A 12,940-nucleotide genomic window follows, 5' to 3' on the forward strand; every position below is an offset into this window, starting at 1 on the left:
CGTCAGTCTTCTGGTACAACCCGTTCTCTTCAAGGCTTACACCATTGTGAAAATCAAACATCTTCCTTTCGATCAGAATCGTAATGGCTGGTCGGCAGATCTTATCGATAAACCGAATTACCCGCAGCAGCGTGGAAAAACAACGGCGGACTGGCTGGTGATCGGCGCGGGCTATGCGGGGATTGCCTTTGCACAGCGTCTGGCTGAACAGCGCCCGGATAAACACATTATCCTGCTGGATGCGGGCGAGATTGGCGACAATGCCTCCGGTCGTAACTCCGGTTTCGTTATCGATTTGCCGCATAACATCGGTAGCTCGACGGCCGAGCTGGAAAAAGCGGCGGCTTATCGTCGTCTGTTGCAGTCCGGTGTGGCGCATCTGAAAGAGAAGGTGGATCGCCATGCGATTGCGTGCGACTGGAGTGTGGCGGGGAAATATCACTGCGCCGTCAGTTCAACGTTTAACGGCCTGATCGATACCTATGTCCGTGAATTGAACGATCTGGGTGAATCCTATCAGGTGGTGGAAAAAGATGAACTGGCTCGCCGCCTCGGCACGTCTTTCTATCATCGCGCCGTGTATACCCCTAATTGCATTCTGCTAAACCCGGCGGCGCTGGTGGTCGGGCTGGTGGCGAACTTACCTAAGAACGTGACGGTTTACGCCCATTCACCTGCGCTGAATATCGAGACAGGATCGCGTATTCGCGTGGAAACGCCGTACGGCGAGATTCAGGCAGATAAGCTGATGATGGCGATTAACGGCGCGGCGCGCGGCCTGCCGTTGTTCAATGGCCGGGTATTTGCCGTGGCGACCTTCGCGACGCTGACAGAACCGCTGAACGCAGAGCAGATAGCACGCATGGGTGATATGCCGGACTGGGGGCTGACGCCGGTCAATGCGCTGGCCAGTGCGACGCTGCGCTATACGCGCGACCATCGTTTCCTAATTCGGGAGCATGTGAAATTTGCCCCGGAGCTGGTCAATAGCTCGGTAGAAACCGGACGCCACGCGCGTCGCCACGCCGCTATTTTTGCCCGGATGTTCCCGCAGTTGAGCGATGTGAAGATGGCGCATACCTGGTCAGGTTTGATTAGCGTAACACGCAACGGCGCGCCAATTTGGGGGCAGCTAAGCGACAATGTGTACGCGTCCGCAGGCTGTAACGGGGCGGGGCTGTCGAAGCAAACCGCTGCCGGACATATTCTGGCGGATTTGGCGCTGGGTGAGGACAACCCGCTGATTGGCGATATGCAATCGCTCGGACAGGCGAACTACCTGCCACCGCGTCCTTTTCTGGATGTCGGCGTGAACGGCTACCTGACGAGCGAACGCTGGAAAGCCCGCAGCGAGAGATGACACAGCCTGCCAATGGCAGGCTGTGCAGCGTCTTTACGATCACACGAGTGTTGCCAGATGAATCACCTTTTACACAGGGTCATCTGCTGGGAACCCTTTACGTTTATTTATCGCCTGCTTGAGCACAATTCAGCGATTTGATGGAGTTTGTCGTATAGGGCGCTTTATGGATGTCAGGTGGGTAGCCGAAGATTTCTCAGTACGCTCGCCAGATTTTTCTGATTGACAGGTATTTTTCACTCCAAACTCCGTAAAAATTGTCCAGCACCATCAGCGAACCACACAGCTTAACCCGTTGGAGATCTCTACTACGCGTACTTCAGGCTTTTTCGCACCATGCGGATGAGTATATAAGTGGGTGTGAGTCTACGGATGCATTTGAGAAGCAACACTAAATACTGCTCCACTTTGGCGAATGCTTGTGGCACAAGGAGTCAAAGATATCTACAAACGACCGCCTGATGGGGCTTAGCCGTTAATCTTGATAACCTGAAAATGACGGCTGTATATTCATACAGCCACCTGTTATTGTTCATTGCTATTTAGCAATCAGAATGTCCTCGATTAAAGCGTTTTATTAAATACATTCCGATGTAAATATGCTTCAATTCCACATTATTTTAAATGTTAATAATGAATGTTTAAGATAAAGATTTTGGTAATTGGTAGGGGTTATTGTTTTTTGTAATATCAACTGGATACTAGGGAAAAATAATTAAAAGAAATTGGAGAAATAACAATTATAGTTGATATATACCTATAAATTTAATGATTATAATTAGGAATGAGTAATAATGGCGACTATAAATACTTCAGCAAGAGGTGTTTCTGTACAACCCTTGAATCAGGTAATACCTGATTCAAATAAGGGTAAGTGTATCAACAAATTAGTGGGAAATACGGAGAAAGTTAAAAATAGTTCTACTGGTTTTTCTCAACAAGGTGCTCGATCAAAATCGAGTTGTTACTTGGTTAAGTTTGTAGAATACGTTAGAGGAGTGTTTAGTAAATTACTAACTAGTCAGGGGGGAAAATCAGAGAGGGCGGCATATGGGCGTGCAGCGTCTGAGGCCAGAATGAAATCTGCGACCAACGCAGAGTCTGTGGATAAAGCGAAACAGAAAACTGCTGGGGTAGAGAAAGCGAACAAATCGCCGGTTATCCTCAAAATGGATGCGAAGAGTATTCCTTTACCGCCACCGCCACCGCCACCGCCACCGCCACCGCCACGGTCCAAGAGTGCACCCTCGTTATTATCCGGCCGGATCACCGCCTCGAATAATATAAACGCCAATAAGGGGGGACAAGTTAAAGGTTCTCAGGGTGGTCTATTAGACGGGATCTCGGCAAAACTGGCAAAGCGAGCGGATAAAGAAAACATAATGGATAACAAAACAACCGCCTCGAATAATATAAACGCCAATAAGCTCGGAAATAAGGGGGGACAAGTTAAAGGTTCTCAGGATAGTCTAATAGACGAGCTCTCTGCCAAACTGGCAAAGCGAGCGGGCGCAGAAAACATAATGGATAAAAATACGCCTCCCCAGGAGCTGAAACCGTGGCAGAAGGAGCTTGCTGAAGAGAGGGCGGCATATGCACGTGGAAAGTCTGGCAGGGAAGCGGCTGATGCCAAAGAAGAGACCAGAGTGGCATCTGCGATCAAAGCAAAAAAAGCGAAACAGGAAGCTGCTAAAGCTGCTGAGACAGAGAGAGTGAACAAATTGCTGGTTCCCCTCAAAATGGATGCGAAGGGTATTCCTTTACCGCCGCCGCCGCCATTGTCACGGTCCTTGAGTTATCCCTTGGTATTATCCAACCGAACCGGCACCTCGGATAATATAAACGCCAATAAGCTCGGAAATAAGGGGGCACAAGTTAAAGGCCTTCAGGATGATCTATTCGCAGAGCTCTCGGCTAAACTGGCAAAGCGAGCGGGCACAGAAAACATAATAGATGAAAAAACAACCAGTCAGGCGCAGAAACCGTGGGAGAAGGAGCTTGCCGAACATAGGGAGACATATGCACGTGCAGCGTCTGACCGAGCAGCGTCTGAGGCCAAAGAAGAGGCCAGAGTGGCATTGGCGCTTAAAGCAGAAGCTGTGGAGAAAGAGAAACAAAAAGCTGCCGAGGCAGAGAAGGCGAACAAATCGTCGGTTATCCTTAAAATGGATGCGAATGGTATTCCTTTACCACCGTCCCCAGTTGGTAATTACCGGACTCTGTAAATAATTCTGTGTAATTGCCATCCCGTTAAAGGTGGCCGCTCAGGCGGTCACTGAACTTGATAATAAAACGACTCATCACCTGCTGCCAGTTATGGCGCGGCATACTCTGTTTTCTCGATGTTGACTGGATTGCCAGATAAATATCTTTCCGTACTGAGTCGCCTGTCAGGGACACTGTGTGTCTCTTTATCGTCCGTCGGAACACGCTATTCAGTGATTCGATGGCATCCTTCGTGTCGCTCGCTTTACTGATGCCAGGCGGGAAGATAGAAGTCGAAGCGATGGCTTTTGGTTTCCAGCATAGACTGTGCCGGTACGCCAGCCAGCGGCGGCGCATAGCCAGGTCGCTTCACCACGACGCGTTTTTTCGCCAGCGCGCGGGCGAGTTCCAGCAGCGCATCGGCATCGTCATCCGCACCCACCAGCGAAATCGACGAAGATAGCGCCAAGCTTCGGTTCGTCCTGCTTGCGCAGTTCCAGACGTTCCGCAGTCAGCACCAGTGCCATGACCGCATCGGGATCGGAAACCAGCTCCCTGCGTGCGGCCAGAGAAGAAGGCGCCACTATCGGCGCCTTCTTCTGCGATTAAGCAGATGCTCATCCTTTGATGCCATAATGCGCGAGCATGGCATCCAACTGCGGTTCACGGCCACGGAAGCGTTTGAACAGCTCCATCGGCTCTTCGGAACCACCGCGGGTCAGGATGTTATCCAGGAATGACTGACCAGTTTCACGGTAGCTCGACGGCCGAGCTGGAAAAAGCGCGGCGTATAGTCGCCTGTTGCAGTCCGGCGTCACGTATCTGAAAGAGAAGGTGGATCGCCATGCGATTGCGTGCGACTGGAGCGTGGCGGGGAAATATCACTGCGCCGTCAGTTCAACGTTTAACGGCCTGATCGATACCTATGTCCGCGAATTGAACGATCTTGGCGAACCCTATCAGGTGGTGGAAAAAGACGAGCTGGCTCGCCGCCTTGGCACAGCTTTCTATCATCGCGCCGTGTACACTCCCAATTGCATTCTGCTAAACCCAGCGGCGCTGGTGGTTGGGCTGGTGGCGAATCTGCCGAAGAACGTGACGGTTTACGCCCATTCACCCGCGCTGAATATCGAAACCGGATCGCGCATTCGTGTGGAAACGCCGTACGGCGAGATTCAGGCAGATAAGCTGATGATGGCGATTAACGGTGCGGCTCGCGGCTTGCCGCTGTTCAATGGCTGGGTGTTTGCCGTGGCGACCTTCGCGACGCTGACAGAACCGCTGAATGCAGAGCAGATAGCACGCATGGGTGACATGCCGGACTGGGGGCTGACGTCGGTCAATGCGCTGGCCAGTGCGACGCTACGCTATACGCGCGACCATCGCTTCCTTATTCGGGAGCATGTGAAATTTGCCCCGGAGCTGGTCAATAGCTCGCGCTGATTGGCGATATGCAATCGCTCGGACAGGCGAACTACCTGCCACCACGTCCTTTCCTGGATGTGGGCGTGAACGGCTACCTGACGAGCGAACGCTGGAAAGCCCGCAGCGAGAGATAATACAGCTTGCCAATGACAGGCTGTGATCTATCCATTATCACCGCTCGACGCACGTTGTCAGCAGTCTTGGATTCCCGTTGAGGCGTCGGTTAGTTAATGGCCGCGATAATCGTCAGCTGATCGTTCAGCCGCTGTTTGGTCAACGCGTTGGTGGCGTTGTCGCGCTGTTGCGTCAGCTCCGCCACGCGTTTCTCCTTCTGCGCGGCATCCGGCAGCAGCAATGCTTTCACGTTGATGGATTGCACGTTGCTGTAGCGGCCATCGTCTGAGGTCGGTACGCTGATCTTTCCGCTGTTGAGCAGCGCTTCGACGATGTGGCGTTCGCGCTCATAGCCCTGCAATCCCGCCATCTTCCAGCGCTGCGGCACCGTACCCTCGTATTGGCCTTTTTTCACCTCGGTCAGATAACGGATTGTCAGGTTACGAATCGTGCCAGCCTCTTCGCCATATTTTGCTTTGGTATCCGACAGCACTGGGAACTGCATGCCTTCCAGCACGCCGCCTTTCTGCGTCAGGTGGCCCATGCGATAGCTGTTCATACCCAGACGAATCGGCATGTCGTCGGTAACGGGCATGCCGTTATTCATTTTCAGGTCGGTGATGCGCTGCCCGGCGGGTTTCGTCAGGTCGATGGTGTACGTCACGCCGTCGAAGAAATCGTTAGTGGAATACTTGGACGCGCGGCGCTGCGGATTGAAGCTGTAAGTCACATCGCCGTCCTGTAGCTGGTTGAAGTAACCCGCTGACCATTCCATGTATTTCTTCAGTTCTTTTCCGGTGAGCTGATAAACCGTGATCTCGCCGCCAGCGTATTGATAGTTAAAGGCAATGTCCTTCGCGGCGATGGTGCCGACGTTCAGCTTGGGCCGATCGTTATCAATTTGCAGCGCGATGACCTGCGCTTTCGGGGCGTAATGGCGGCTGGCTTCCTGGAATAGGGCGCTGATGCCCGTGTCCTGCACGTGTACCTGAGGAATGCCTTTCACGGCATCTTGCGGCACCAGATCGTGCCCGAGAAGCTGCGCAATCGGACGGTTAGCGTTGGCGCGCAGGGTATTGTGATAAGGCTCGTAGATGTCTTCCATCTTGCGGTCAGAATCCACGTCCTTGATCGAATAGGTATAGCTGTCTTTGTTGATCACCACGTACTTGCCGTTCTGCTGCTCAAACTGCAAATCGATGCGCGACAGTGCACGGCCATATCTGTCCGGTTCGGTGACGATCACGCCATTAATGATCTCTTTGTCCACTTTTACGTGCATATGGCCTGCGACGATGGCGGCTAATTCAGGATTTGCGCGAGCGATATCACCGACGCCAGTGCCCGGTCGCTGGTTCTCGTTATCGATTCCCATATGGGCGACCAGCACGATGGCATCCACTTTGCCGTGGAGTTGCTGGATAACGGTTTTTACCGCCCCGACAGGATCGGTAAAGTTCAGCCCTTTCACGCGGTCAGTGCCTTTGGCGAATTCTGCGGTCATCGGCGTATCCATACCGATGATGCCAATTTTCACGCCCTGCCGTTCGATTATTTTATAGGCGGGTAAGTAAGGTTTACCGCTTTCCCAAAAAATGTTGCCCGCCAGTGCGGTGCCTTTGAATTGGTCAAGCGAGGTGGAAAGCACGTTCAGGCCGAAATCGAACTCGTGGTTGCCCAGTACCCAGACATCATAATTCAGGGCGTTAAAACCGAGGATCATCGGGCTGGTGTTGTCATTTTTGAAGGTTTCGACAAAGTTGCCCTGAATGGTATCGCCCGCATCAACCAGAATCACATTCGGCTGCTGTGCGCGAACCTTATGCACCTGCGTGGCGATTTGGCTCAGGCTGCCAGCCATATTGGCGGTGTCGGTGGCGTAATCCCAGGGAACAAAGGTGCCATGCAGATCGGATGTCCCCAGAATCGTAATATTGACGGGTTCTTGAGCGGCCATAGCAGAAGTACTCAAACAAAGCAGAAGTGACAGAAGCGTTTTTTTCATTATGTCATCTTAGTGTCATAAATGGTGATAGCGCGGAATTATGCGATTTGCTTCCCATTTGTGCCATATTTTTTCAAACAACATCGCCTTTGCAAAAACAGCATAGAAAATGCGAAGCAGGGTAAGTTTTTAGCCGCCGATGCGCTTAGCAGCACAGCGGCGAGGGGTCAGGCGGGGAGATAGAAATCGAAGCGGTGGCTTTTGGTTTCCAGCATAGACTGTACCGGTACGCCAGCCAGTGGCGGCGCATAGTCTGGTCGCTTCACCACGACGCGTTTTTTCGCCAGCGTGCGGGCGGGTTCCAGCAGCGCATCAGCGTCGTCATCTGCACCCACCAGCGACTGAAACACCCGCATCTCTTTCTTCACCAGCGCGCTCTTTTGTTTGTGCGGAAACATTGGATCGAGATAAACCACATCCGGCGGCGGCGTGATATCGCGCAGCGCAGTCATACTCGATGCGTGCAGCAGCGTTAGCCGCTCCCGTAGCCACGGGCCAATTTCTGCGTCCTGATAGCCACGCTGTAACCCGTCGTCCAGTAGCGCCGCAACCACCGGATTGCGCTCCACCATGCGTACGTGGCAGCCTAATGCGGCCAGCACAAAAGCATCGCGCCCTAGTCCAGCCGTCGCATCCACGACATCCGGCAGGTAATCTTTTTTGATCCCTACGGCTTTGGCAACCGCCTCGCCGCGTCCGCCGCCAAAGCGACGACGATGCGCCATCGCCCCACCAACGAAATCGACGAAGATAGCGCCAAGCTTCGGTTCGTCCTGCTTGCGCAGTTCCAGACGTTCAGCTGTCAGCACCAGCGCCATGACCGCATCGGGATCGGAAACCAGCCCCCAGCGTGCGGCCAGAGAAGATAAGGCGCCACTATCGGCGCCTTCTTCTGCGATTAAGCAGATGCTCATCCTTTGATGCCGTAATGCGCGAGCATGGCATCCAACTGCGGTTCACGGCCACGGAAGCGTTTGAACAGCTCCATCGGCTCTTCGGAACCGCCGCGGGTCAGGATGTTATCCAGGAATGACTGACCGGTTTCACGGTTGAAGATGCCTTCTTGCTCGAAGCGGGAGTAAGCATCCGCCGCCAGCACGTCGGCCCACAGGTAGCTGTAGTAGCCTGCGGCATAACCGCCTGCGAAGATGTGGCTGAACGCGTGCGGGAAGCGGCCCCAGCTTGGGCTTGGCACCACGGCCACCTGCGCTTTGATTTCAGCCAGCGTCGGCAGAATCTGTGCGCCTTTCGCAGGATCAAACTCGGCATGCAGGCGGAAATCGAACAGGCCGAATTCCAGCTGACGCAGAATGAACAGCGCAGCCTGATAGTTCTTCGCCGCCAGCATTTTATCCAGCAGTTCCTGTGGCAGCGGTTCACCGGTTTCGTGGTGGCCGGAGATAAAGGCCAGCGCTTCCGGTTCCCAGCACCAGTTTTCCATGAACTGACTCGGCAGTTCGACTGCATCCCACGGTACGCCGTTGATGCCCGCGACACCGGCGGTATCGATCTGGGTCAACATGTGGTGCAGGCCGTGACCGAATTCGTGGAACAGCGTGGTGACTTCGTCGTGAGTGAACAGGGCTGGTTTGCCGTTGATCGGACGGTTGAAGTTACAGACCAGATAAGCGACCGGTTTTTGCAGTTCGCCGTTGCCTTTACGCAGTTTACCCGCGCAGTCGTCCATCCAGGCTCCGCCGCGCTTGTGTTCACGGGCGTACAAATCGAGGTAGAAGCTGCCGCGCAGTTCACCGCTTTCATCGAACAGATCGAAGAAGCGAACGTCTGCGTGCCAGACATCAACGTCTTTACGCTCTTTGGCGGTGATGCCGTAGATGCGTTTAACCACTTCGAACAGGCCGTTCACCGCGCGTTCTTCCGGGAAGTACGGACGAAGCTGCTCATCGCTGATGGAATACCGATGTTGCTTCTGCTGTTCGCTGTAGTAGGTGATATCCCAGGCCTGCAATTCATCCACGCCGTAGTGTTCTTTGGCGAAGGCACGCAGCTGCGCGAGTTCTTCTTCAGCCTGTGGACGGGCTCGTTTAGCCAGATCGGTCAGGAAATCGAGCACCTGCTGCGGGTTTTCCGCCATTTTGGTCGCCAGCGACTTATGCGCATAGCTGTCGAAGCCCAGCAGCTGTGCCAGTTCGTGACGCAGTGCCAGCTCTTCTGCCATCACCTCGCTGTTGTCCCATTTGCCCGCGTTCGGCCCCTGATCGGAGGCGCGGGTGCCGTAGGCACGGTACATCTCTTCACGCAGCGCCTGGTTGGTGCAGTAGGTCATTACTGGCAGGTAGCTTGGGATATCCAGCGTCAGCAGCCAGCCGTCTTGTTCTTTGGCTTCGGCCTGCGCTTTGGCTGCTGCCAGCGCGCTTTCCGGCATGCCATCCAGCTCGGCGACGTCGGTAATCAGCTTGCTCCAGCCCATAGTGGCATCCAGCACGTTGTTGCTGTATTGCGAACCGAGTTCGGACAGACGAGCGGAGATTTCACCGTAGCGTTTCTGTTTTTCTGGCGACAGGCCGATACCGGACAGCTCAAAATCGCGCAGCGCGTTATCAACGGATTTCTTCTGTGCCACGTTCAGTGCGGTGTAGTGTTCGCCGTCGTGCAGGCTGCGGTAAGCCTGATAGAGTCCGGCATGTTGGCCGACCCAGGTGCTGTGTTCAGACAGCAGCGGCAGACATTCTTCATAAACTGCACGCAGCTCTGGGCTGTTTTTCACCGCGTTCAGGTGGCTGTTGGGTGAGAAGATGCGGCCAAGACGATCGTCGCTGTCTGCCAGCGGTTGGCACAGATTATCCCATGTAAACGGCCCCGCTTGCGCCACCACGCGTTCTACTGTCTCGCGGCATTCATCCAGTGCGGACTTCACCGCAGGAACAATATCTTCCGTTTTGATACTGGAGAACGGGGGCAGGGTAAATGAGGTCAGTAATGGATTCGTCATGGTGCCGTCCTGATAATTGTGGGTGATCTCGTTGCCGGTAAGTGAAATCCGTTGCAGAGAGAAACTGGCAAGGCGGATATCTATTGCGGATTAATCACTAAGATGAGGTCAAGCGCCGTGAAAATCAATGGCGGAGGGGATGCTGTTCGTGACCGAAGGTGCGTTTTACGGTGATGGGGAAGCCCCGTTTGTCACCTGAACACGGTCGCGAATACCGCGTTGAAGAGGTTTCCCTGAAATTTTTTGCACTTTTTCTGCCCGATTTGGTTTTTCACGTGACCTACCTGATGTGTCTTTTTTTTCAATACTTCAGGGGAATGACAATGGCGATAAATAATCATAATGGCGGGCGCATCGCGCACAAATCCGCTTTGACGGTGGCGCGGGCAGTGCATCTGGCACTGTCTGGCGTGTTGATCTTGAGTGCCGGAACGGTTGGCTCGGCGCTGGCGGCGGAAACGGCCGCTACTGCCGCAGCACCGACAGTGACGTTTTCCATTCCGGCAGGGCCGCTCGGATCCACGCTGCAGGCCGTTGCCAGCCGTGCCAATGTCATTCTCACGTTTTCTCCCGATCAAACACAGAATAAAACCAGCGGGAGCGTACAGGGAACCTACACCGTTCAGGCTGCGTTTGCGGCTGCACTGGCCGGAACGGGGCTGAGTGCGGTCCAGACGGCCACGGGCTATCGGTTGGAATCCGCGCTTGCCGCCGAGGGAAGCGACGGTAGCCTGATCATCCCGACGCTTTCGGTTGTTGGCGGCACATCGGATAGCGCCGCCGCTGGACGTTCCGTGCTGCGTCAGGCCGATGTTGATCGCGTGCAGGCCGATAATATTGCTGGCCTGCTCGATAAACTCCCCGGCGTGTCGATGGCGGGTTCTCCCCGTCCGGGTGGGCAGAGCCTGAATATCTGGGGCATGGGCGATATGGAAGACGTCAAAGTCGTGTTGGACGGTGCGCCAAAAGGCTTTGAGAAATACCGTCAGGGCTCGGTGTTTATTGAGCCTGAGCTGATTAAGCGGATCGACGTCGATAAAGGGCCGCATGATATTCGCAGCGGCAACGGCGGCTTCGGCGGCACCATTCACGTTGATACCAAAGACGCCAGCGATCTGCTGCTGCCGGGAGAAAATTTCGGCGGGATGATCAAATACAGCTATCACACCAACGATCGACAAAATATCTACAGCGGCGCGCTGTATGGCCGCACGGAAGACGGGATGGCTGATGGCCTGCTCTATATGAGCAAGCGCGATGGTGACAACATTGAACGCCCTGACGGCACACGCTTTGTCTACTCGACCAGCGATATGGCGTCCTATTTACTGAAGACCAACATCTATCTGACGGATGCTCAGACGCTGACGCTCTCTGCGATGCGCTCCGAATCTGACGGCTGGCAGCCGTTTGCCGCTAAGCGTGATGACATGGCGACACCGACACAGGCGGAAGTCGATCGCTATGGTTGGGAAGAAGCCTGGCGACGTAAGCTGGTTCACCGCGATCAGGTGGATAAGAACTACTCGTTGAAATGGAATATTGCGCCGGAAGACCAGCCGTGGCTGAACCTGACGGCGTCATTTGCCACCTCAAAAACCGAACAGCACGACCGACGCTCCGATACGGCAGCACAGGGTAGCTATCTGGGCACGCTGGGGAATGAGAGCTGGGTGAGCTACAAAGATCAGCTCGCGGAAGTCAGTAATGAAAGTCGTTTCAGCACCGGCCCGTTCGACCATGCAGTGTTGGTCGGGATGCGCTGGCACCAGCATAAGCGCAATACGCTGATGTATTACCCGTCCGGTAAGAATAGCGCCGAGTATAATTATGGCTATTTCCAGCCTTACTACATGCCAGCTGGCGAACAGGAAACGCGCAGCGTCTACCTACAGGATGCGGTGACGCTGGGCAGCGTGACGATTACGCCGGGTGTCCGCTATGACCATGTGACTAACACTGGGCAGCCCAACATTGCCTCTCGTTATAACAGCAGCCTTCCGTCTGCCGGACATGACTACAGCAGCGTGACCTACACCGGCTGGTCGCCGCGTATTGGGGCGCTGTGGAAGGCGACGGACAACCTGTCGCTGTTTGCCGATGCCAGCCGTACCTGGCGCGCGCCCGTCATCGATGAACAGTATGAGGTGCAGTCGGCGGCCTCGGGTGTGCCGGGAAGCAGCCGTAATCTGGACGTAGAAAGCATTAAAGCATTTCGTCTAGGGGCGATTCTGGACTTCAACAACCTGATGCTGGAAGAGGACAGTCTGCAAATCCGTACCACGCTGTTCCGTAACCGCGGTAAAAACGAAATTTTCAAACGTACCGGTGTGTATTGCGAGGCATCTTCCCAGACGGGCAGCAATTCCTCCTGCGCTGGGCCGCTGTCGATTTACCGCAACCTGCCGGGATACACCATCGAAGGGGTCGAGATTGAATCCTTCTACGACAGCCGCTGGCTGTTTGGCAGCCTGTCCTTCTCCTCGATTCGTGGCGAACGTGATGCGTCACCGCGTAACCCGTGGGGCAATAGAACCTGGGTCGCCGAAATCCCACCAACGACAGCACACGCCACGCTGGGCACCAAAATTCCGCGTCTGGATATGGCCGTAGGCTGGACGGGCGACTTTGTGCGCAAGCAGGATCGTTCACCTACTGACGGCGATCCGCTGGCTTCTGGCTGGGCGTTACCGAAGACGAAGGGATACGTGCTGCATGGCCTGTTTGCTAGCTGGCAGCCGCAGGCAATAAAAGGATTTGAAGCACGTGTGACGGTCGATAACCTGCTGAATACTGACTACTACCCGTATCTGGGCGAATCCGTATCCGGCGTAGGACGTAACGTAAAAATCAGCGTGTTACAGCGTTTCTAATCGCG

8 protein-coding genes and 3 pseudogenes are annotated in these 12,940 nt (G+C 54.5%); 4 read left to right on the top strand and 7 right to left on the bottom strand.

Annotated features, from left to right (window positions below; translation table 11 throughout):
* Positions 1-46 precede the first annotated feature (46 nt).
* Both LOZ86_RS00980 and LOZ86_RS00990 read left to right on the top strand, forming a co-directional pair.
* Complete coding sequence (locus tag LOZ86_RS00980; RefSeq protein WP_039487485.1) at positions 47-1,360, top strand: NAD(P)/FAD-dependent oxidoreductase; 1,314 nt, start codon at positions 47-49, stop codon at positions 1,358-1,360.
* Between the two features lie 794 nt (positions 1,361-2,154).
* Positions 2,155-3,585, top strand: coding sequence for a hypothetical protein (locus tag LOZ86_RS00990; RefSeq protein WP_230242772.1), 1,431 nt, complete (start codon positions 2,155-2,157; stop codon positions 3,583-3,585).
* 25 nt (positions 3,586-3,610) lie between these two features.
* Here the strand turns inward: LOZ86_RS00990 and LOZ86_RS00995 are convergent.
* From LOZ86_RS00995 to LOZ86_RS01005, 4 genes and pseudogenes are all read right to left on the bottom strand, one after another.
* A pseudogene (locus LOZ86_RS00995) lies at positions 3,611-3,850 on the bottom strand (hypothetical protein); the annotation flags it as partial.
* Positions 3,831-4,013 (bottom strand): annotated as a pseudogene (locus LOZ86_RS21440) (class I SAM-dependent methyltransferase); the annotation flags it as partial. The pseudogenes LOZ86_RS00995 and LOZ86_RS21440, both read right to left, overlap by 20 nt.
* On the bottom strand, positions 3,994-4,092 hold the full coding sequence (locus LOZ86_RS21445) for a hypothetical protein (RefSeq protein WP_425353168.1): 99 nt from the start codon (positions 4,090-4,092) through the stop codon (positions 3,994-3,996). The gene LOZ86_RS21445 and the pseudogene LOZ86_RS21440, both read right to left, overlap by 20 nt.
* Positions 4,093-4,182: 90 nt before the next feature.
* Positions 4,183-4,320 (bottom strand): annotated as a pseudogene (locus LOZ86_RS01005) (M3 family metallopeptidase); the annotation flags it as partial.
* Between the two features lie 46 nt (positions 4,321-4,366).
* Here LOZ86_RS01005 and LOZ86_RS01010 point away from each other — a divergent pair.
* Positions 4,367-5,008, top strand: a complete 642-nt coding sequence (locus tag LOZ86_RS01010) for an NAD(P)/FAD-dependent oxidoreductase (protein ID WP_230242773.1) — start codon at positions 4,367-4,369, stop codon at positions 5,006-5,008.
* Between the two features lie 205 nt (positions 5,009-5,213).
* On the opposite strand, the gene LOZ86_RS01015 is transcribed toward LOZ86_RS01010, so the two are convergent.
* The 3 genes from LOZ86_RS01015 to prlC form a co-directional block, all read right to left on the bottom strand.
* Positions 5,214-7,109 (bottom strand): bifunctional metallophosphatase/5'-nucleotidase, encoded by a 1,896-nt coding sequence (locus LOZ86_RS01015; RefSeq protein WP_039483328.1) that lies wholly within the window; start codon positions 7,107-7,109, stop codon positions 5,214-5,216.
* Between the two features lie 167 nt (positions 7,110-7,276).
* Positions 7,277-8,023 carry a 16S rRNA (guanine(1516)-N(2))-methyltransferase RsmJ gene (gene rsmJ / locus LOZ86_RS01020; RefSeq protein ID WP_165707378.1) on the bottom strand — a complete coding sequence of 249 codons (747 nt, stop codon included), beginning with the start codon at positions 8,021-8,023 and terminating at the stop codon, positions 7,277-7,279.
* On the bottom strand, positions 8,020-10,062 hold the full coding sequence (gene prlC, locus LOZ86_RS01025) for an oligopeptidase A (RefSeq protein ID WP_230242774.1): 2,043 nt from the start codon (positions 10,060-10,062) through the stop codon (positions 8,020-8,022). The genes rsmJ and prlC overlap by 4 nt, the downstream gene beginning before the upstream one ends.
* Before the next feature lie 323 nt (positions 10,063-10,385).
* Between prlC and LOZ86_RS01030 the strand changes: the two genes are divergently transcribed.
* Complete coding sequence (locus LOZ86_RS01030; RefSeq protein WP_111778833.1) at positions 10,386-12,935, top strand: TonB-dependent hemoglobin/transferrin/lactoferrin family receptor; 2,550 nt, start codon at positions 10,386-10,388, stop codon at positions 12,933-12,935.
* Positions 12,936-12,940: the final 5 nt, after the last annotated feature.

This window comes from Pectobacterium parvum (genome assembly GCF_020971565.1).
In the GTDB taxonomy this organism is placed as follows: domain Bacteria; phylum Pseudomonadota; class Gammaproteobacteria; order Enterobacterales; family Enterobacteriaceae; genus Pectobacterium; species Pectobacterium polare.